Origin of the sequence: Oscillatoria salina IIICB1, assembly GCF_020144665.1 — a bacterium.
Classification (GTDB): domain Bacteria; phylum Cyanobacteriota; class Cyanobacteriia; order Cyanobacteriales; family SIO1D9; genus IIICB1.
In genome coordinates, this window is record NZ_JAAHBQ010000048.1 from 24127 (window position 1) to 46380 (window position 22254).

Consider the following 22254-nt stretch of genomic DNA (forward strand, 5'->3'; position numbering starts at 1 on the left):
TTAGTCAATCTGTTAATTGTTTGCTCGTTTCGTCGGCAACTAAATTAGAGTGATTTTGGCGTTCAATTATCATTTCTCGCTTAACTTCCTGGACTAAATGAACAATTTTTTCTCTGGTATCATATCCAGCTTCTTTTAAAGCATCTTGAGTTTGCTGTTGCAACTCTTCTAATGTAAGTTTATCTTCTAACTGTTGAGAATCTGCTTCGGAATCTGGAGATGTTTCGCTGCGTCTGGATTTAGTAAATAAGACGAAATTGAGAACTTCTTCGACGAAAGCATCGGAAGATTGGGCAATTTCTTTAAGTAGCTGTTCTCTGACTGTCATCTGGCAATTTGGTTGTAAAATATAAGAGCGATCGCTGTTGGCTCAATTCCAACTCAACGCTTCTCAACTCATTTTATCGAAGGAAGATCGTGGTTTGTTTCGAGGTTGAGCGCCAAATCGAGAGCGTCTGTGCTAATATCCCGTAAAATAACGGCGATCGCTATGTCATCACCAGTCACTGTTATCGATCATCCTCTCGTACAGCATAAGCTGTCTCTGATGCGTCATACTCAAACCAGTACCGCTAAGTTTCGTCAACTGTTGCGGGAAGTCTCGATGCTACTAGCATACGAGGTAACGCGGGATTTGCCGCTCAAATACGCAGAAATTCAAACACCCCTAGCAACTATGCAAGCACCGATGTTAGCCTCGGATAAGAAAATGGCGATCGTGTCGATTATGCGAGCAGGTCAAGGGCTTTTAGATGGTATCCTCGAATTGATTCCCTCGGCACGAGTGGGACATATTGGTTTATACCGCGAACCCACAACTCATTTAGCTGTAGAGTATTATTTTAAACTTCCTCATGATGTGGAACATCGGGATATTCTCTTAGTCGATCCCATGTTAGCCACGGGAAACACCGCAGTTGCAGCAGTGGATAGAATTAAGGAATTTAACCCTCGAGACATTAAATTTCTTTGTTTGCTAGCTGCACCAGAGGGAATTGCACATTTTCACGAACATCATCCAGATGTGCCAATTTATACTGCGGCGATTGACGATAAATTGGACGAACATGGTTATATTTTACCGGGACTGGGAGATGCAGGCGATCGCCTTTATGGAACTAAGTGAGACTTATCGCCGACTCTCCACTTCTCTACTATTTATCAGGAATTATGAATCAAGAATTTACCGTAAAAAAATTGCCAGCAAAATCAATTAATTCTGAAAACTTTCAACCTTTCGGACAGTTAATTACTCCGGCGGAAGATGGGAAAGAATTTGACCAAACTGACGCGCAACTAAACTTAAAAAATGGTATACCGCGATTTTATATTATGCGACTAAAAAATCGCGGTCGTCAATTTAGTAAACTCACCCGCCATAGTCAGTGTAGCCAATGTTTGGGTTCCTTAGAAGGTAAAGAATGGTTGATTGCCGTGGCACCACCAACTCTGGGAAAAGAACCAGAATTCAAGAAAATTACAGCTTTTCAGATTCCTGGTAATTGCTTCATTAAACTAGAAACTGGAACTTGGCACGCGGGTCCTTATTTCGATGAAGATACTGTAAATTTTTATAATTTAGAATTAAGCGATACTAATCTAGTCGATTATTTTACTCATGACTTTCGCAAAAGTCATCACCTAGTTTGGGAAATTGTTTAGCTGACTAGATTTTTACTGATTTGCGAACTTAGCTTTGACTTCCAGTGAAACTAACTAAAATTGATGAATTCTCGCTTAATCTAGATTAATGTTAAATGATTATAAACTTTTATAATAAATTTAGCTCAAATAGCTCTGGCAATCAAAATAAATCTGCTATAATCGCGTTGTGTGATGAGAATAGGTTCGGTTGCAGTGTTTGTTTGTGGTATCGATAAGGTGTTTTCCTTGAGGTTCGCGGGTACAGGCTTCTCTCCGAAGATTCTATCTCCTCACGGAAATAAAACAGGAGAGAAATAATGTCGATTTACGTGGGAAATTTGTCATACGAGGTTACTCAAGAAGACCTCATGCAAGTTTTTGCAGAGTATGGAGAAGTAAAACGAGTACATTTACCTACAGACCGCGAGACAGGTCGTCTGCGTGGTTTTGGTTTTGTGGAAATGTCCAGTGACGATGAAGAAGAAAAAGCAATTGAGACTTTAGACGGTGCATCTTGGATGGGTCGCAACATGAAAGTTAATAAAGCAAGACCTCGCGAAAATCGCGGTTCTGGTTCTTTTGGTGGTCGCAACAAAAGCTTTTCTCGTTCCTCTCGCTACTAAAAATTAGCGTCAATCAAGACAGAAGTTTTTTGCTGTACGCGCTTGCATAAACTTAGATAAGATTTTGTGTTAGGGTGCGTTAAGAGCGCGCACCCAATTACTTAATTAGACACCACAGCCAGCTAAAATTCAGTTTGGGGATGGATTAACTGAAAACCAGCATCTTTCAACTTTTGATTCGACACTCTCGCATTATAAGGTCGAAGGCTTTTTTGGTTTACATCCCAGTTGACTGGGGGAAAATTATGTTTGGCTAAAACAGAGTTAATTAGTTCTCCTGTAGTTAATTTATCATCATCAACAAGATGATAAATACCTTCAAGTTGATGGAGACGCGCAAATTCAATTGCAGCGACGATATCATCTAAATGTATCCAATTAGTTGCATCATCCCCTGAACCAGGACGAGTAGTACCAGCAACGCGACTAAAAATTTTTACCACTTCTCTTTGAGGTCCATAAATTCCTCCCAGACGAAAAAGACAAACTTTCAACTTCTCCGTGGCTGCTGAAAGTAAAACTCGTTCAGTCTCAGCGAGAATTCGACCATTTTCATTTGCAGGTTTAACAGGGGAACTTTCATCAACTACAGCCCCATTGCGATCGCCAAAAACCGAATAAGAACTAGTATAAATTAATTGTCGCACAGTGGGAGTTTCTGGCAAAACAGAAACAAGAGTTTTCGCAGTACCGAGATAAGTTTCTTCGTAACTAGCAGCATTCTTAGCCCCAACGCATAAAAGAACCAAATCTTGTCCTGCAACTACAGATTTTAACCCTTCTCGGTCATTACCGCAAACAACCACCACCTGACTAGCAAAATTTGACAAACTAGCAACGCGAGAGTTAGTCGTTGTCGTCACAGTTACTTCTAAATTTTTTTCTTGACTCCAGTAACGCGCAACTTCCGTACCTACATAACCACAACCAATAATTGCAACTTTCATTTTCGACAGTCAGAACGAGGATAGCAAAGCAATATTAACCCAAGCAAACATTGCCAAGATTAGTTTAGCTTGAATCCAACAGCAAGATTAAAAAATATCGGCAAAAAACCTCATTTAGGTAACGTCCGAGCGAGCTAAAATTGAATAGTGAGATCGAAATCAATAACTTAGGAATTAATGAGGAGAAAGAAACCTAAAAACAATTTTAAACAAATTTGGCGTAAATTTGGGGACTCATTCAGTGTATTTCGCTACAGCAAAAAAGCAGTAAAATTAGTTTGGCAAACCAGTCCTCTGCTAACCATTTTACTTGCCATACTTACGTTAGCAGGAGGTGTTTTACCAGCCGCAATCGCCTATGTAGGAAAATTAATTGTTGATGCAGTAGTCAGCCAATCTAGCATTCTTGCCTTACAATATGTAGCACTAGAAGGATTACTCGTCATCTCCCTAGCTTTTACTCAACGAAGCAAAGTAGTTTGTCAATCTTTATTGCGAGTCTTACTAGCGCAAAAAGTCAACGTTTTAATCTTAGAAAAAGCCCTACAACTAGACTTAGTTCACTTTGAAGATTCAGAATTTTATGACAAAATGACTAGGGCGAGAAGAGAAGCATCTCAACGTCCCCTTTCTCTGGTGACTCGTACTTTCAGCCTCGTCGAAGATAGCATCGCCTTAATTACTTATAGCGGGCTACTGCTGCAATTTTCAGTTTGGGCAGTTATAATTTTAGCGATCGCCGCCTTACCCTCCTTCATCGCCGAAACTCGGTTTGCCGGAGAAGCCTTTCGCTTATTTCGTTGGCGATCGCCAGAAACTAGAGAGCAAACTTACTTAGAAATTTTACTAGCAAGAGAAGATTTTGCCAAGGAAGTCAAACTTTATCAACTCGGACAAACCCTACTCCAACGTTACCGAAACATCTTCCAACGACTTTACCACGAAGACCGCAATCTTACCTTACGCCGAGGTTTTTGGACATATCTGCTGAGTTTATTTAGTACCGCAACCTTCTACCTCGCCTATGCTTGGATTGTACTCGAAACTATTAGCGCTCAGATCTCTATCGGCGATATGACCATGTATTTAGTCATCTTTCGTCAAGGACAGTCTACCTTTTCGGCGGCACTAACTTCAATTGGTGGAATGTACGAAGATAATCTTTATCTGTCTAATTTATATGAATTTCTCGAACAAAAAGTGTCTCAGTCTCAAGGTAATGCTACCACCGGAATAATTCCCGGCGATGGAGTTCGTTTTGAAAACGTTTCCTTTACTTATCCTGGAAGAGAAGAACCCGCTTTAGAAAATATTTCCCTGCATTTGCAACCCGGAGAAAAACTCGCCCTCGTTGGCGAAAATGGATCAGGGAAAACCACTTTAATTAAACTTTTAACGAGATTATACGTGCCGACAGCAGGTAAAATTTTCCTTGATGGTGTAGATTTACAAGCATGGGATCTTCAGCATTTACACCAACGAATTAGCGTAATTTTCCAAGATTTTGTTCGCTATCAATTTACCATTGGTGAGAATGTCGGCGTTGGTGATGTCAGTCACTTAGAAAATAGCGATCGCTGGAAACAAGCCGCCCAAAAAGGCATGGCAAAACCCTTTATTGATTCTCTGCCAGAAGGCTTTTTTACGCAACTAGGTCGCTGGTTTCGTAGCGGAGTTGAACTTTCCGGCGGACAATGGCAAAAAATTGCTTTATCGCGGGCATTTATGCGCAGCCAAGCTGATATTTTAGTCTTAGACGAACCCACTTCAGCAATGGATGCAGAAGCAGAAGCACAAATTTTTGAACGGCTTTCCCAGCTAACCAAAAATCAAATTGTTATCCTGATTTCTCACCGTTTCTCAACAGTACGCATGGCGGATAAAATAGTCGTCTTATCTCAAGGGAAAGTTATTGAACAAGGAACCCATGAAGAATTATTAGCAGCTAATGGACGCTATGCAAGATTATTTACTTTACAAGCAGCCGGATATCAGTAATAATTAGTTCGTAGTCACAAGGGCGAAGTAAATATTATCGCAGAGAACGAGTTAGTTAAGACATCTTAATTTTCGGAAAACCTTGCTAGAATAAGATCCGATCGTTATTTACTGTTCACTGCTATAGTGCTTGTGGCTTTTTTTAATCAGATCTAGTTTAGACAAAATAGAAAGCAGTAGTCTGGAAAAAAATATGAGAATAGGTATAAAATGGACGATCGGGTGAAACTAGCTCAAGCTCGTACTGATTTAGCCAATCAGAGAACTTTACTTGCTTATCTGCGTACGGGATTAGCCTTTTTTATTGCTGCTGCTGGCTTACCCAAACTTTATGGGGGTATTTTAGTAGTTATAATTTCTTTTCTACTAGGATTTATTGGCTTATTATTTATCGTTGTAGGAATTTATGTTTATCAACGTTACAAAGAAAAAAGAAGACGAGTTAGTCGATAACTCAATTAGTAATTTTGCCAATTAATCTGAAAGGTCAAAAAAATGCTACAGATGTTATGTAAAGAAGATACTTCTAAAGTCTTTATAAGATTACGATGGTAAAATGATGATGCGTAGAAAATTTTCTCTTTAATTCGATCTTAAAGATTTAGTTGAAATCTCACTCGTTTTTTCGCTCTTATAAAAGGAAGTAAATTCAGAAATTATAATTTCTACCGCTTCTCGATGCTTGTCCCGAATTCGCCAACTCCAATTCTTCACCAAGGGAAAACCAGCTTGGAAATAAACTTTTAGTAAACAATCATTTTCACCTTCCCATTGATAATCAGCAATTTGCTCCCATTTAATGGTATAAAATCCCGGACAAATACCTCGTTCTCTTAATTCTAAACGTGCCTGACTGACTGCGAAACAAAAAATAGCTAAAAAGCCCAAAAATATTGCTGGCGAAAGATGAAAAACTAACTGATAATAGTTGAAAGAAACCTCGCCAATCGATCGCACAATTATCTCCCAAGTTAAACAAGCTGCAATTGCTACTTGAACCAGACTTGCAAGTAACAATAATTGGCGATTACCCAAACTTCCTAAAGTTAATAATAAATAACCTGCTTGCTTTTTTCGCCAACGCCAAGTAACGAGATAACCTAAAAATATGAATAAAGGCAAAAGAGAAAGGGCAAATCCATATTTAAGCAGAGACAAAAATAATCCTAGATAGTGTATAATTAAATAATGTAGTGCCAAAGAAGAAACAAAACCCACAGCAAAAAAAGGAACCATCTCCCCCCCATCTTTACCCATCACCTTTTGTCCGAGGAAAGGTGCAGTAATTACATAGGCAAAGAAAAAAATAGGAAGAAAAATTATCAGCGAAAGCCATAAATTCACAGCTTACTTCCTTATTGACGAACAGCGCCACCAAGAGGGTAATAACTGATGATAGCGAGATATTTCCAGGTTATTCTGTGTCCCTATACCCTCACATCATACAAATTGTTCGTCCTTTTGGGCGAAGAAAAATCACCTCCTTGGTTCACCCATTTGGAGGAAGTAAGCTCGAATCCGATTAATTAGTCATCTAGGGAACAGCATAATCTAAATTAAGGCGGGCATTGCCCACCCGAAAATTTATTCTGGAGATAAAGTAGTATCCTCGTTCTTTTGAGGATCTAACTTAAGGAAAAGTATACCAAGTGGAGGTAAAGTAAGAGCGATCGCGTAGGGCCAATTAGGATGAGACCAATCAAAAGCCCATTTACCACCCATATTACCTAAATTACTGCCACCATAAATTCCTGCATCGCTATTCAAAATTTCCTCATAAAAACCTGGTTTCGGTACGCCAACCCAGTAATCATATAAAGGTTGGGGAGTGAAGTTACAAACCACGACAATAAACTCACCCGAATCTTTCGAGGTACGAATAAACGAGACGACACTATGTTCAGCATCGTTACACTCAATCCATTGGAAGCCTTGATGAGAAAAATCTTCCGTATAAAGAGCAGGTTGAGAGCTATAAACCTTATTCAAATCAGACATAAACCGCTTCAGCTTTTGATGCGGCTCATATTCCAACACACCCCATTCTAAATCCGACCAGACATTCCACTCGCTGCGCTGTCCGAACTCCATCCCCATAAATAAAGTTTTCTTACCAGGATGTCCGTACATATAGCCAAACAAACAACGGAGATTAGCAAACTTTTGCCAATCATCGCCCGGCATTTTCTCTAGTAAATTACGCTTACCGTGTACCACCTCATCATGAGAAAGAGCAAGCATAAAATTCTCGCTAAAAGCATACATAATGCTAAAAGTAACATTATTTTGGTGGTAGCGACGGTAGAGAGGGTCTTTACCGAAGTAAAGAAGCATATCGTGCATCCAGCCCATATTCCACTTCAGGTTAAAGCCCAAACCACCCAAATAAGTAGGACGGGATACCATCGGCCAAGCGGTAGACTCTTCAGCAATAGAGAGAATACCTGGATAGTAACCAAAAATCAAGTAATTTAACTGTCTGAGGAAATCAGCAGCTTCGAGATTTTCGTGACCCCCATATTGATTAGGAACCCATTCTCCTGGTTTACGATTGTAGTCCAGGTAAAGCATCGAGGCGACTGCATCTACGCGAATACCGTCGATGTGATACTTATCGAACCAAAATAAAGCATTGGAGACTAAGAAATTGCGTACTTCGTTGCGAGCATAATTAAAAACGAGCGTCCCCCATTCCTTATGTTCGCCTTTACGAGGGTCAGCGTGTTCGTAAAGATGCGTACCATCAAAGAAAGCCAACCCGTGACTATCTTTCGGAAAGTGACCGGGAACCCAGTCTACAATTACGCCAATATTATTTTGATGACACTTATCGATGAAATACATCAAATCTTCTGGAGTACCATAACGGGAAGTTGGCGCAAAATAACCCGCAACTTGATATCCCCAAGAACCATCAAAAGGATGTTCGGCGATGGGTAACAGTTCGATGTGAGTGTAACCGAGTTCCTTGATATAGGGAATTAATTTTTCTGCTAGTTCCCGATAGGTGAGAAAACGCGCCCAAGGTTTTTCGGAAACACGCACTACTTGTCCGTTTTCTGGCGGTGGATAATCGGCATTTTCATGCAGCCAAGAACCGAGGTGAAGTTCGTAAACAGCGATCGCTTGTTCGTGAGGGTCGCTATGACGACGGCGTTCTAACCAATCTTCATCGTTCCAAGTATACTTGTCTAATTCTACGACAATCGAAGCAGTATCAGGTCTGATCTCTTGGTAAAAACCGTAGGGGTCAGATTTGAGAAAAATATGTCCGACGTGGTTCTTAATTTCGTATTTGTATAGTTCGCCAACACCAAGTTCGGGAATAAAAAGTTCCCAAATCCCGTTACCAATGAGACGCATTTGGTGTTCTCTACCATCCCAATTATTGAAAGTACCCACAACCGAGACATTGCGCGCATTAGGCGCCCAAACCGCAAAGTGAACTCCTTTAACATTATTGACTTCAGTAAAATGAGCGCCTAATTTTTCGTAAATGCGGTGATGGTTGCCTTCAGCAAACAAGTGAATGTCAAAATCAGTTAAGCGAGGGGAACGAAAAGCGTAGGGGTCGTAAATAACTCGTTCGTGTTCTCCCTCTTTGACCTTAAATTGGTAATTAGCTAGTTCCTCAATTTCGATCTCGCATTCAAAAAAATTTGGGTGGTGGATGGGTTCCATCGGATATTCTTTCCGTTCTTCCGGAAGAAGTACCGAAGCCGCATTTGCTTTCGGGAGGTACGCCCGGACTACCCAAAATTTCTTACCATCTCTCTCAATCGGATGAGAGCCTAAAATTTCAAAAGGGTCATGGTGTCGATTGCTAACAATACGATCCACTTGTTCGGGTGCGATTACTGCCATAGGATTATTTACTTATTCTTTTCTCGATTAATGTTACCTAATCTTGTCACATCAGTTGTCTTTCTCTAGATACGAACTGAGATTTTTCTCTCAGTTGTCGGTTTTTGCTTGTCAGTTGTCAAGAGCGGTTAAATTTTGATTAACTATACAACCGAAAAATATCTTTCTTAAAGTTCTTGACAAATTTGGAGAAAAAAAACTGTCACCGAAGCTCGCTTGAGAATAGTAAAATAACTGGTAAATTCCAGAAATAGCGCAGATAGCAATAGTCGAAAAAGTGAAGATCTGATTAAAGTGAAGGGAAAACAGTCTCTGGTGTTAGATACAATCTCAAGAAAGTTAACTTCTAATGTAATGAACAATCGATGTAGGAGAAACCTGAACTGAAAAAAAGACAATTGACAAAGATAAAATAGGTTCTTCCTTAAGATCAGTACCGATCGGAGTAGATTTTATGTATGTACCAGTTTGGCCAGGAAAAGCCTATCCTCTAGGAGCAAGTTGGGATGGTCAAGGCACAAACTTCGCTTTATTCAGCGAAAATGCAACAGGTGTAGAACTTTGTTTGTTCGATCAAAAGAAAAGAGAAACCAGGATCGAACTAACAGAAGTCAGTAATTTTGTCTGGCATTGTTATTTACCAGGGATAGGTCCGGGTCAGCGATATGGATATCGGGTTCACGGACCGTACGATCCCTTACAAGGTCATCGCTTCAATCCGAATAAACTGTTGATCGATCCTTATGCAAAGGCGATCGCGGGTGAAATTGGTTATGGCGAAGAAATTTTCGGTTATGCTTGGGATGACGAAGAGCAAGATTTAGCTTTTTCAGAGCTAGACGACGCTCACCTGATCCCTAAATCAGTAGTTGTAGACGAGTCTTTTGATTGGGAAGGAGACAAGTTACTGAGAATTCCTTTCCACGAATCGATTATTTACGAAACTCACGTCAAAGGCTTTACCAAACTGCATCCGGATATCCCCGAAAAATTGCGGGGGACTTATGCCGGGTTAGCACATCCTGCCGCGATCGCCTATCTCCAATCTCTCGGTATTACCGCCGTGGAATTGATGCCCGTACATCATTTTCTCAGCCAACCGGGACATTTAATCGAAAAAGGACTGAGAAATTATTGGGGCTATGACTCGATTTGCTATATGGCTCCTTACTCAGGTTATAGTGCCAAAGGCAACCTCGGGCAACAAGTAACCGAATTTAAAAAAATGGTGAAAGCCCTACACGCAGGTGGGATTGAGGTAATCTTAGATGTAGTTTACAACCATACTGGAGAAGGCAATCACCTCGGTCCGACCCTCTCTCTCAAAGGTATTGACAACGCTGCCTACTACCGCTTAGTAGAAGACGATCCCCGCTACTACATGGATTTTACGGGTTGCGGTAACTCGCTCAACGTTCGTCACCCCCAAGTCTTGAAGTTAATCATGGATAGCCTCAGATATTGGGTGCTAGAAATGCACGTTGACGGCTTCCGCTTTGACTTAGCCTCAGCACTAGCACGAGAATTATACGAAGTCGATAGTCTGGCAGCTTTCTTTGATATCGTTCACCAAGATCCGGTACTTGCTGACGTGAAACTAATCGCCGAACCTTGGGACGTAGGTGAAGGTGGCTATCAAGTCGGTAACTTTCCTTTGCTTTGGTCAGAATGGAACGGTAAATATCGCGATACAGTCAGAGACTTTTGGCGTGGTGAAGACCGAACTTTAGCTGAATTTGCTTATCGTTTTACAGGCAGTTCAGATTTGTATCAATCCAACGGTCGCAGTCCCAATGCCAGTATTAACTTTATCACCGCTCACGACGGCTTTACGCTGAATGATTTAGTCAGCTACAACGAAAAACACAATCAAGCGAACGGAGAAGATAATAATGATGGCGAAAGTCATAACCGTTCTTGGAATTGTGGTGTCGAAGGACCGACAGAAGAGCCCAAAGTGCTACGCTTGCGTAACCGCCAAAGACGCAACTTCTTAACCAGTTTAATGCTTTCTCAAGGCGTACCAATGTTGCTTTCGGGAGATGAAATTGGGCGGACGCAACAAGGCAATAATAATGCTTATTGTCAAGATAACGAAATTTCCTGGTTGGACTGGGACTTACAAGACGAAAATGCTGCTTTGCTGGATTTTGCTCGTCAGTTAATTTATTTTCGCCGCCAACATCCTAATTTCCGACGGCGCAAATGGTTCCAAGGTCGAGCAATTCACGGTTCTGGCGTTAATGATATCGGTTGGTTTAACCCCGATGGCGGTCAAATGACTGGCGAACAGTGGCAAGACGGATTTGCCAAAGCAGTGGGGATCTTTTTAAATGGAGAAGAAATTGCTACTCCTGGCGAGCGAGGAGAGCGGGTAATGGATGATAGTTTTTATCTGTTGTTCAATGCCCACTATGAAACAATTGAGTTTATCCTCCCTGAAGGATTGCAAAATCGAGAATGGGCAGTGGTAATTGATACGACTAAACCTCGTTTTGTTCAAGTAGGTAAACGTTACAAAGAAGACAAACCCATACCCGTGATGGGACGCGCGATCGTGGTTTTGCGCCGAATTTGATTTTTCGGGATTTTTGAGGTGTTTGCTGGTGAGTGGTGAGGTGGGAGGAGGGGGAGGACTTGGAAGATAAACTGCTAACTGTTTACTGTTTACTGTTTACTGTTCACTGATAACTGGTAACTGAAATCCCCAGTTCCCAGTCCCCAATCCGCGATCGCTAATCCCTTATTGCAAAAGAGAAAGGAAAATATTACCAATGCTGCCAATAGAAGGAAGACAAAGAGTACAAATTGAAAAAATTTACCCAGCGATCGACTGCGGACGTTTCCCAATTAAGCGCATCATTGGCGAAGAAGTCCAAGTAGAAGCTACAGTTTTTACAGACAGTCACGATCTAATTACCAGCGAGATTGTTTATCGCCGAGAATCCGAAACCGAATGGCATCATGCGCCAATGTATTCTTTAATTAACGATCGCTGGCAAGGTGTATTTACAGTTGAGAATATTGGTAACTACTATTACTCGGTTCGCGCTTGGGTAGACCATTTCAAAACTTGGCGTCGAGATCTGCAAAAAAGGGTCGAAGCAGGTCAAAATGTGGCTGTAGACTTGCTCATCGGTGCGGAATTGGTCGAGAAAGGAGCTAATCGTGCTTCAGGAGAAGACCACGACAAGCTACACACTTGGGCGGCTGTATTGAAAGAAACTTCCGAAGACCAAAAAATTCTCGTCGAAAAAGCACTTTCTGAGGAATTGTTTTTCCTAATTAGTAAATACCCCGATCGCTCCCTGGCGACAACTTACGAACAAGAGTTGAAAATTATCGTCGATCGCGAAAAAGCTCGTTTTAGTACCTGGTACGAAATGTTCCCTCGTTCTTGCGGTACTCCCTTACGCAAACACGGAACGTTTAAAGATGGGTGGGAATTTCTCCCCTATATTGCCGGGATGGGTTTTGATGTCTTATATTTACCACCAATTCATCCAATTGGACATCAGTTTCGCAAAGGCAAAAATAATCAACTTGTCGCCGAACCCGATGACGTAGGCGTTTGTTGGGGTATTGGTTCCCACGAAGGCGGACATAAATCCGTTCACCCCTTGCTAGGAACCCTGGAAGACTTCCGCGAATTTGTTGCCAAAGCAAAAGAACATAACCTAGAAATAGCTTTAGACATTGCTTTTCAGTGTAGTCCCGATCATCCCTACGTCAAAGACCATCCCCAATGGTTTAAACATCGACCCGACGGGACAATTCAGTACGCCGAAAACCCACCAAAAAAGTACCAAGATATCTATCCCATCGACTTTGAAACCCCCGATTGGCAGAATCTCTGGCAAGAACTCAAAAGCGTGATGGTATTCTGGATCGAGCAAGGAGTGCATATTTTCCGCGTCGATAATCCCCATACAAAGGCGTTTCCTTTTTGGGAATGGGCGATCGCTTCAATTAAACACGATTATCCCGATATTATTTTTCTTTCGGAATCTTTCACTCGTCCCAATGTCATGTATCGCCTTGCTAAACTCGGCTTTACCCAATCCTACACCTACTTTACTTGGCGCAATAACAAGTGGGACTTAACTGAATACATGACCGAATTGACTCGCAGTGAAGTTAAAGAGTTCTTCCATCCTAACTTTTGGCCCAATACACCCGATATTCTCCACGAATATCTCCAACACGGAGGAAGACCCGCCTTTATGATTCGGTTAGCATTAGCAGCAACACTAACTGCTAATTACGGAATCTATGGACCAGCTTTTGAAGTCTGTGAAAATCGCGCGGTACGACCCGGAAGCGAAGAATACCTCGATTCAGAGAAATATCAACTTCGCGAATGGGATTTGGATAGCCCTTATTCGATCCAAGATTGGATTACAAGGGCAAATCGCGCCCGTCGGGAACATCCAGCTTTACAAAGCGACTATAGTTTGCGCTTTCATTACATCAACAACGATCGCACGATCTGCTACACCAAGCAGACTCCCGATAATAGTGATGTAATGTTGATGGTGGTCAACCTCGACCCTCATTGGACGCAATCAGGTTGGTTAGATTTACCCTTAGAGACATTGGGAATCGATCCCTATCGACCTTATCAACTGCATGACTTGTTTACTGATGCTCAGTACACTTGGTCTGGCGGACACAATTATGTAGAATTAAATCCCTACGATGCTCCTGCCCATTTGTTCTGGATTAAACAGCAGTAGTTGATTCTTTGAAAATAGAAAATAGATTGCTCGACAAATTACAGCAAATTTGAGCATTTTGCTCTTGCTTGTTAGGAAAAAAGGAAAAACTAAGGAGCGACAATTATCAGAAATAGCCAAAATAAAGCTACATTCTTTTCGCGGAAGTTTTTGGTTGAAAATCAAGATTTAGTGATTTTCGATTAGCATTAGTGGCAAAATTTTTGTGTTTTAGTTAGCTGGTTATAGTTATCTAAAAACGAAGCAAAAAGTAATTAATGTAGCTAAAAATGGCTGAGTATTTCTTAGTTTTTCTGGATTTGTTGCTTTGATTTAGCCTGGAGAAATGAGTAAATTATTAATCGGAAAATTAATAATTTACAGTCGAAATAAATCGAAAGCAACAAAAATCTCGAACGAAAACTGCAAGTTTATTTGGTAGTTTCGAGCATAATTTTCAAACTTGTAGAAAAGAAGAAAAATAACCACAAATCATGTCGAATTCTTACCCACTTTTGAAAGACGATCCCTTATGGTTTAAAGATGCCATTATCTACGAAGCACCAGTTCGTGCTTTTTATGATAGTAATGGCGATGGTATTGGTGATTTTCGGGGGTTAACAGAAAAACTCGATTACTTAAAAGAATTAGGCGTAACGGCTGTTTGGGTGCTACCTTTTTTCCCTTCACCTTTGCGGGATGACGGCTATGATATCGCTGATTACAAAAGTGTTAACCCAATTTTTGGTAGTTTGTCAGACTTTCAAGAGTTATTAGATGCCGCCCACGATCGCGGTATTCGCGTAATTATTGAGTTAATTGTTAATCACACTTCCGATCAACATCCTTGGTTTCAACGCGCCCGGAGAGCGCCGAAAGGTAGCAAAGAACGGGATTTTTATGTTTGGAGTGATAGCCCGGATAAATATTCCGAAGTACGGATTATTTTCAAGGATTTTGAAACTTCTAACTGGACTTGGGACCCGGTAGCTAAGGCTTATTATTGGCATCGCTTTTATTCTCACCAACCCGATTTAAATTATGATAATCCGGCGGTGCAGCAGGCGGTTTTTGATGTCGTTGATTTTTGGTTGGGTAAAGGTGTAGACGGACTGCGTTTGGATGCTGTTCCTTATTTATACGAACGCGAAGGCACGATTTGCGAAAATTTGCCGGAAACTCATGCTTTTTTGAAAAAGCTCCGCAAGCACATGGATGAGAAACATCCTAATCGAATGCTGTTAGCCGAAGCAAATCAGTGGCCCGAAGATGCGGCTGCTTATTTTGGTGCTGGGGATGAGTGTCACATGAACTTTCATTTTCCCTTAATGCCGCGCTTATTTATGTCTTTGCGAATGGAAGATAGTTTTCCGATCGCTGATATCCTCAATCAAACTCCCTCGATTCCAAATAATTGTCAATGGGCGCTGTTTTTGCGCAACCACGATGAGCTAACTTTAGAAATGGTTAGCGACGAAGACCGAGATTATATGTATCGGGTTTATGCCCAAGATCCTCAAGCAAGAATTAATTTGGGTATTCGGCGGCGTTTGTCAACATTGTTAGGTAACGATCGCCGTCAGATCGAATTGATGACGAGTTTATTATTGTCTCTCCCAGGTACGCCAGTGTTGTACTACGGTGATGAAATTGGCATGGGAGATAATATTTATTTAGGCGATCGCAATGGCGTGCGTACCCCGATGCAGTGGAGTGGCGATCGCAATGCTGGTTTTAGTCGCGCTAATCCGCAAAAACTTTATGCACCAGTGATTGTCGATCCCGAACATCATTATGAAGCGCTCAATGTCGAAACTCAACAAGCAAATACTAACTCGCTTTGGTGGTGGACAAAACGCTTGATTGCTACCAGACAGCGCTTTCAAGCTTTTGGACGCGGAACTTTTGAACTCCTTCACCCAGAAAATCGTAAGGTTTTGGCATTTACTCGGACTTACGCAGGCGAACATATTTTAGTCGTCGCCAATTTATCTCGCTTCGTCCAAACCGTCGAGTTAGATTTATCTGCGTTTGAAGGGATGGTACCCGTAGAAATTTTCGGGCGATCGCAATTCCCGGAAATTGAAGAATCTCCCTACTTTATTAGTCTCGCACCCTACGCGATTTATTGGTTTACGCTGCAAATGCAGCACAGTCTTGTGGAATTCACCAAACCTCGCAAAGAACAACCAACCTTGGTTGTCAGTGGCAAATGGCAGAATGTTTTTACCGTCCCTCAACTGAAAACCACATTAGAATCTACCCTGTCCAATTATCTCTATAGCTGTCGTTGGTTTGGTGCGAAAGGGCGCATCGTACAATCGTCAAGTATCGTCGAAGTTATTCCCATTTCCAGCAAAGAATCGGAAACAATGTTAATTATGCTGCGTTTGGAATACACCGAAGGATCTCCCCAAACCTACATTTTGCCTTTAGCTTATGGTGAAACTAACGAACTAGGCAGTGACAAAGATAGCATTCACACAGACCAAGTAATTGCTTATCTTCAGTTCCAAGATAAAGAAGAAGTCGGGTTGATCTACGACGCAATCAAAGACAAAGACTTCTTGAATTTTGGACTCGATGCGATCGCCCACAAACGACGCTATAAAGGTTCTAGTGGCACCCTACTCGCCACCCCAACGGAGATTCTGCCAAACTCGATCAAAGAAGCAGATCATCTCGAACCTCACTTACTCGGAGCAGAACAAAGTAACACTTCCTTAGTTTATGGCGATCGCTTAATCCTCAAATTTTTCCGCAAGCTCGAAGAAGGAATCAACCCAGATTTGGAAATCGGGCGCTTCCTGACGGAGAAAAAAGTTCTGGAAAACATCGCTCCCGTTGCTGGTTCTCTCGAATATCGCCCGAAAAATGCCGCTCCCATTACTACCGGGATTTTACTCAAATTTATTCCCGATACCAGAGACGCTTGGGCTTACACTCTCGATAACTTACGCTCCTATTTCGAGCAAATTATGGTCAGACGAGAGGAACTGAGCGAAGTAACTTTTCCTTCGATATCTGTAGTGCAATCGATTGAAGAACCAATACCCGACTTTGCCGCCCTAACGATTGGTTCCTATGTCAACTCCGCCGAGTTATTAGGTCAGCGAACCGCCGAATTGCACCTAGCTTTAGCCTCAGACCCAGAAAATCCTGATTTTGCTCCCGAACCTTTCACCTCTTTCTATCAGCGTTCTGTATATCAATACACGCGCAACCTAGCAGGTCAAGTCTTACTCAGTTTGAAAAAGCGGATCAAACAACTACCCGAAGATACCCAACCCCTAGCGCAAGCCGTCCTCAACCGAGAAGACAGACTAATGGGACGCTTAGGCACGATTTTAAACCTGAAAATCACTGCCAATCGGATTCGCTGTCATGGAGACTACCACCTAGGACAGGTACTTTATACGGGTCGCGACTTTATTATCATCGACTTTGAAGGCGAACCCGCCCGTCCTCTCAGCGAACGACGCATGAAGCGAAGCCCTCTGCGCGATGTTGCTGGAATGCTGCAATCTTTCCAATATGCCGCAGCCAAGGGATTGCGTAATGAAGTTGAAGGTGGAATGATTCGCCCTGAAGATTTGCCCAAAATGGAGCAATGGGCGCAATATTGGGCTAGTTGGGTCAGCGTCATTTTCTTCAATACATACGTCACCACCGCAGGTAAGGCAGATTTCTTACCTCAAGGCGAACAAGAACTGCAAGCACTACTCAATTGCTATCTCATGGAAAAGGCGATTTATGAGTTAGGTTATGAACTGAACAATCGTCCCGATTGGGTAGAAATTCCCCTGCAAAGATTGTTGCAAATTTAACCTATTAGCTAGGGTGGGCTACAGCCCACTTTAGTTTTCTCTTAAATGAACTAATAGAAAATATATGAAATTGCTATCAAACTAAATAATAAAATTCTTCAGCCAAACCCGAAATATTGATTATTTTTAGTTATCAATTACCACTGCTGAGTCCAGATTGTGATTGTAATTAAACAAATATCTAACTAAAGTCGCAAGCAATAATCTCAAAATTAACTTTATTCTCTAATTTAGTAACCAATCAATCAGCAAATTACCAAAACAATCTTTAGTAACCATGAGTGGCAATTTAATTAAAAAAACCGGACATCTACTACTAACTGGAATAGTTATTAGTGCAGGGTTTTGGCATACGCCAGGAAAAGCCCAAACCACCGCCAGCCCGAACCAACTTAATGCTTTCGTCGAAGCTTTACGGGTATCTGCACCTCCAAATCGCCCTAATGACGGAATGTACAGCCAGTGGCAAGTCTTACCAGGGATTATTCCTAGTTGGACAAAACAATGTGTAGGACAACAAATGAGCGCTGCCCAATTTGAAGCTGATTCCGCAGCCGCCCGCCGCACCGTCTCCTGTATCATGGAGAGAGAATTAAATAAAAATCTCGCAGCTACAGGTAATAATGATACTGCCGCAGTTCGTCGTACCGCTTGTTGGTGGATGACTGGTACTGTTGACGGTTGTAGCAGTGGTGCAACTGCTACTTACGTCCAAAATGTTTTGAACGCTTACCAACAACAGTTATCTCGCAATCAAAGTTAAAAAAGCTCATCGCAACTCTGAAAAATGTAGAGGCGTAGCAATGCTACGTCTCTAGAGAAAAATTAGGGCAAAAAAATATTTTGTCTAATATAACTTGAGTGACGAGAGGCGTAATTTTTTCTAGCTCTTTAATCGGCTTGAATTTGTGCCAAAATTTGCTCAAACTCTTGGATATTACGGGGTAAAAAGTGACTCAAGCCCAAGACTGGTAGAGAGTTCGTACATTAATAACATTGATATTTTCACTCACTCTTATTTTTTAAACACTGGTCATAATCTCATCTTCTACTGCTAGTTATCATTTGATATTGTTTAGCATAGTGATTAATCGTTTGTTCGTGCCACTCCATGATTTTCCATTCAACAGGCTTATGGTTTAAGGCATAGAGAAAAGAAGGGAATACTATCAGCTCCGCAAATGTAGTTGAGTAAACGAATTTTGCCTCATGATAAATCCTCTGAACAACTTTATTTTTTCGTTCGACCAAACAAAAAGCCTTCTTAGCGCCCAAGTCGTGAATATACTTACCAAGAGATACTAATAATAATGGCATGGCTCGTCTGTAATGTCGGAGAATGAGGCTATATGTATTAATATCGACTGCCGAAATATTCTCCTGAAAAGTGTAAGATTCTCCATTCTGTCTTTGCCCCATTTCAAAAGGAAATCTGCTCGATTTGTTTCTATCGTTAATTCGTGATGTAATTACGATTTCTTTGTCTTTCACAACAAAAAAATAAGTTCCTGCTAAATGATACTCATCATCTATCTGGTTGCTGAATCCCTCATATCCTGCCTTATTTAAATGAGTTTTATGCAGCTCTCTAACTTCTTCAGTCCAGCTTTTTGTTTCGTCATTAACGGGCATAACATACAAGCAGTATCCATCCTTTTCTATATCCAAATATGGAGCTAAAAGCTCTCGCTTGGAGTACCATTTATGACTATATTCTGATGTAAATATCTCCATAGCGATCGAGTTTATTGTGAAAAATAAATAACGTGGCAATTTTTGCACAATGAATCTTTGGATTTAAGGGAGCCTTTAGCAATACTCCGGACAGTTTTTTGACGCCAAAACGATCGCCGGACAAAAGTTGCAGTCGAGAGAAACACTTTTTTTCTTAGTCCGTCTCAAAGCTAACAATCTCAGCTCGATCTAGCAAAGGTTTATGCTGTAAGCTTTTAAGCTATGTTACCATCCGGAGTATTGTTTTAGGTATCTAAAGCGCTCTGAAAGTTAGGCGGCTTAAAAAGAACCAAAAAGATAATTTCCAGGAGAATCTGGGTCATCACTTTTGTGAAATTGTTCGAGCAATTGCTTAAATACATCCTTAGACAGGGTGTTATCCCCTTTAAGATTTAGTTTAGAGCAGGCAATCTCTAATCCTTCATCACTAACTCCCCATGCTTTCATCAATCCAGTATACTCTTCGCTGTTAATGACACCATCTCCATTTCGATCGAATAGAGCAAAAATAGCATCTGCTTCCTTTTTCACAGTCTCATACATATTTTCGCTGTTAATGCAAGTATAACCATGTTCGAGCCACTCATCTAAGGTAATTTGACCGTCTTGATTCTTGTCTACATTTTGTTGTAGATTATTCCAGTCGGCCATAACTTGAGCGTACATCTCATCATAACCCGTTGAACCTGGACTAAGATTATGTAGCTTGGCAACTGCTTGGACTTTGAGTTCGTAATCTTCTTTATTAACAACACCATTTTTATTGGTGTCATAAATATTAAACAAATGAGTCCATTTCTTAGTTTGAAGTTCAGTAAGCATAATGACTAATTTGCCTCCATGAAATATGTTAAGAAAGTAACTATCAACTGTGCACACTCTCAGAAGTGCTGTCACCTTAATAGATAACTTGCGTTCTTAAGTGCTTACCCGATACTCTCGCTAACTCGATCGGAATTTAGGATTCGATCGAGTTTAGAATAAATTGAACATGACTTTTGCAGCGATGTCAATGTTTTATTAATTTTTCTTCAATTGAGGCAAATATCTCATTAGTAATAGTTCTCGGATACCTGTTATGGGTTTAATTTCTAATTTTTAACTTCTGGATCTTAGAGAATTTTTGTCTGTGTAGTTAATTTTTATTTATTTTTTCATTTCTTAACTCTATTTTAACCGTTCTTTAAAAAAGGATAAAATTACGTTCCAATTCTTCTGGTATAACCATCATCCATTCAATCGGAAAAAGTTTTAACTCTTTAATCGGCTTGAATTTGTGCCAAAATTTGCTCAAACTCTTGAAGAGACTCAACAGTAACCGCTTGTCTATGTAACTGTTTTAACTGTGGTAAATTTTCAATTGTGTTGAGAATGGCGATCGCGTTTTCTGGTACAACCTCAAATCGTATCTGTAAAACTTCTATGACTGACTCGCGAGCATTTTGTACCATTCCATCTCGCTCAAATCCGGTAATATATGGCATTCGATTTTCCTCCCGGTAACGCTTGAGTTCAGTTCTAAAATTACGTTCTAATTCTTCTGGTAAAACCATCATCCATTCAATCGGAAAAAGTTTTAACTCTTTAATCGGTTTGAATTTGTGACAAAATTTGCTCAAACTTTTGTACAGAGTCAACAGTAACTGCTTGTCTATGTAATTGTTTCAACTGTGGTAAATTTTCAATTGTGTCGAGAATTTGGTTAATGTTTTCTGGTACAGTCTCAAACCGTATTTGTAAAACTTCTATGACTGACTCGCGAGCATTTTGTACCATTCCATCTCGCTCAAATCCGGTAATATATGGCATTCAATTTTCCTCCCGATAACGCTTGAGTTCAGTTCTAAAATTACGTTCTAATTCTTCTGGTAAAACCATCATCCATTCAATCAACCGAGAAAAATTTTAACTCTTTAATCGGTTTGAATTTGTGCCAAAATTTGCTCAAACTCTTGAAGAGAGTCAACAGTAACCGCTTGTCTATGTAACTGTTTCAACTGTGGTAAATTTTCAATTGTGTCGAGAATTTGGTTAATGTTTTCTGGTACAGTCTCAAACCGTATTTGTAAAACTTCGATTGTTGACTCGCGAGTATTTTGTGCTATTGCGTCTCGCTCAAATCCGGTAATATATGGCATTCGATTTTCCTCCCGATAACGCTTGAGTTCAGTTCTAAAATTACGTTCTAATTCTTCTGGTAAAACCATCATCCATTCAATCAACCGGAAGAGTTGAAGAATCTCATTTCTACTATAACCGCGATCGCCCTGAAGGGCGCTGGCGCTACCGCGCCAATCGCCGAGTTCTCGGATTAAGCTTAACTTTGACTGCAAGCGTTGCTGAAGATTCTCGCGGGTGGCTAGGGTTGTCAAATGAGCCATAACTATGACAGCAAAGGGATTGCGACTTTGCTCTAAAATTTGCCATTGCTGTCGATAGTCTAATAATTTCACCGTGGGAAACTGGAGAGTGGTTTGGAATCCCCAACGACTATAACTATAGCTTGTTGGTCGCCAAGAAAGGCGATCGTCTGCTAAAATTGCCAAACTAATGACTTCGCGATCGTATTTATCAAACAAACGGTGATTGTAGATATACATCCACTTGGCAAAATCAGATTGTGACTGACTTTGAACTTCAATGTGAATCAACACTACAGCTTCTTCACCATCAAGTAGCCATAGTTTAACCAGCTTATCTGCTAAACGCCTTCCTGTTTCAGAATCGCGAATAATTTCTTGCAATTCTGTATCCAAGGAGTCATAGCCTCTCAACCAATCAATATCTTGATGAGCCTGGGGAAAAAAGAATGCCATAAACGGCTCAAAATAGATATCGATTGCCTCTTTCCAAGGACTATCGTAATCGGACTGGGCTTGGTTGACGCTCCCCTGCCTAAAGG

The 22254-nt window shown here is 40.9% G+C and carries 18 protein-coding genes; 9 read left to right on the forward strand and 9 right to left on the reverse strand.

Annotated features, from left to right (window positions below; translation table 11 throughout):
- Nucleotides 1–4: 4 nt before the first annotated feature.
- On the reverse strand, nt 5–328 hold the full coding sequence (locus tag G3T18_RS15295) for a hypothetical protein (protein ID WP_224411433.1): 324 nt from the start codon (nt 326–328) through the stop codon (nt 5–7).
- A 162-nt stretch (nt 329–490) separates the two neighbouring features.
- Here G3T18_RS15295 and upp point away from each other — a divergent pair, with 162 nt between their 5' ends.
- The 3 genes from upp (at nt 491) to G3T18_RS15310 (ending at nt 2267) form a co-directional block, all read left to right on the forward strand.
- Nucleotides 491–1126, forward strand: coding sequence for a uracil phosphoribosyltransferase (gene upp / locus G3T18_RS15300; RefSeq protein ID WP_224411434.1), 636 nt, complete (start codon nt 491–493; stop codon nt 1124–1126).
- A gap of 44 nt (nt 1127–1170) precedes the next feature.
- Entirely contained in the window at nt 1171–1662 is a 492-nt protein-coding gene (locus G3T18_RS15305; protein WP_224411435.1) for an ureidoglycolate lyase, read from the forward strand.
- Nucleotides 1663–1961: 299 nt separating this feature from the next.
- Nucleotides 1962–2267, forward strand: coding sequence for an RNA recognition motif domain-containing protein (locus G3T18_RS15310; RefSeq protein ID WP_224411436.1), 306 nt, complete (start codon nt 1962–1964; stop codon nt 2265–2267).
- A gap of 122 nt (nt 2268–2389) precedes the next feature.
- On the opposite strand, the gene G3T18_RS15315 is transcribed toward G3T18_RS15310, so the two are convergent.
- On the reverse strand, nt 2390–3214 hold the full coding sequence (locus tag G3T18_RS15315) for an SDR family oxidoreductase (RefSeq protein ID WP_224411437.1): 825 nt from the start codon (nt 3212–3214) through the stop codon (nt 2390–2392).
- Nucleotides 3215–3391: 177 nt separating this feature from the next.
- Here G3T18_RS15315 and G3T18_RS15320 point away from each other — a divergent pair, with 177 nt between their 5' ends.
- Complete coding sequence (locus G3T18_RS15320; RefSeq protein ID WP_224411438.1) at nt 3392–5212, forward strand: ABC transporter ATP-binding protein; 1821 nt, start codon at nt 3392–3394, stop codon at nt 5210–5212.
- 210 nt (nt 5213–5422) lie between these two features.
- Nucleotides 5423–5665 (forward strand): DUF202 domain-containing protein, encoded by a 243-nt coding sequence (locus G3T18_RS15325; RefSeq protein WP_224411439.1) that lies wholly within the window; start codon nt 5423–5425, stop codon nt 5663–5665.
- 129 nt (nt 5666–5794) lie between these two features.
- Here G3T18_RS15325 and G3T18_RS15330 read toward each other — a convergent pair whose 3' ends face one another.
- Both G3T18_RS15330 and glgB read right to left on the reverse strand, forming a co-directional pair.
- Complete coding sequence (locus G3T18_RS15330) at nt 5795–6556, reverse strand: hypothetical protein (protein WP_224411440.1); 762 nt, start codon at nt 6554–6556, stop codon at nt 5795–5797.
- Nucleotides 6557–6796: 240 nt separating this feature from the next.
- On the reverse strand, nt 6797–9076 hold the full coding sequence (gene glgB, locus G3T18_RS15335; RefSeq protein ID WP_224411441.1) for a 1,4-alpha-glucan branching protein GlgB: 2280 nt from the start codon (nt 9074–9076) through the stop codon (nt 6797–6799).
- A 454-nt stretch (nt 9077–9530) separates the two neighbouring features.
- Between glgB and glgX the strand changes: the two genes are divergently transcribed.
- The 4 genes from glgX (at nt 9531) to G3T18_RS15355 (ending at nt 18381) form a co-directional block, all read left to right on the forward strand.
- A complete protein-coding gene (gene glgX / locus G3T18_RS15340; RefSeq protein WP_224411442.1) occupies nt 9531–11654 on the forward strand; it encodes a glycogen debranching protein GlgX in 2124 nt (707 codons plus the stop codon).
- 196 nt (nt 11655–11850) lie between these two features.
- Nucleotides 11851–13812 (forward strand): alpha-1,4-glucan--maltose-1-phosphate maltosyltransferase, encoded by a 1962-nt coding sequence (locus G3T18_RS15345; RefSeq protein WP_224411443.1) that lies wholly within the window; start codon nt 11851–11853, stop codon nt 13810–13812.
- Nucleotides 13813–14285: 473 nt separating this feature from the next.
- Complete coding sequence (treS, locus tag G3T18_RS15350) at nt 14286–17618, forward strand: maltose alpha-D-glucosyltransferase (protein ID WP_224411444.1); 3333 nt, start codon at nt 14286–14288, stop codon at nt 17616–17618.
- 277 nt (nt 17619–17895) lie between these two features.
- A complete protein-coding gene (locus G3T18_RS15355) occupies nt 17896–18381 on the forward strand; it encodes a hypothetical protein (RefSeq protein WP_224411445.1) in 486 nt (161 codons plus the stop codon).
- A gap of 278 nt (nt 18382–18659) precedes the next feature.
- Here G3T18_RS15355 and G3T18_RS15360 read toward each other — a convergent pair whose 3' ends face one another.
- From G3T18_RS15360 to G3T18_RS15380, 5 genes are all read right to left on the reverse strand, one after another.
- A complete protein-coding gene (locus G3T18_RS15360; protein WP_224411446.1) occupies nt 18660–19352 on the reverse strand; it encodes a hypothetical protein in 693 nt (230 codons plus the stop codon).
- Nucleotides 19353–19631: 279 nt separating this feature from the next.
- Nucleotides 19632–20174 (reverse strand): EF-hand domain-containing protein, encoded by a 543-nt coding sequence (locus G3T18_RS15365; RefSeq protein ID WP_224411447.1) that lies wholly within the window; start codon nt 20172–20174, stop codon nt 19632–19634.
- A 437-nt stretch (nt 20175–20611) separates the two neighbouring features.
- Entirely contained in the window at nt 20612–20908 is a 297-nt protein-coding gene (locus tag G3T18_RS15370; RefSeq protein ID WP_224411448.1) for a hypothetical protein, read from the reverse strand.
- Between the two features lie 28 nt (nt 20909–20936).
- A complete protein-coding gene (locus tag G3T18_RS15375) occupies nt 20937–21161 on the reverse strand; it encodes a hypothetical protein (RefSeq protein WP_224411449.1) in 225 nt (74 codons plus the stop codon).
- 104 nt (nt 21162–21265) lie between these two features.
- On the reverse strand, nt 21266–22254 hold a 989-nt coding region (locus G3T18_RS15380), incomplete at its 5' end, for an RpnC/YadD family protein (RefSeq protein ID WP_224411450.1).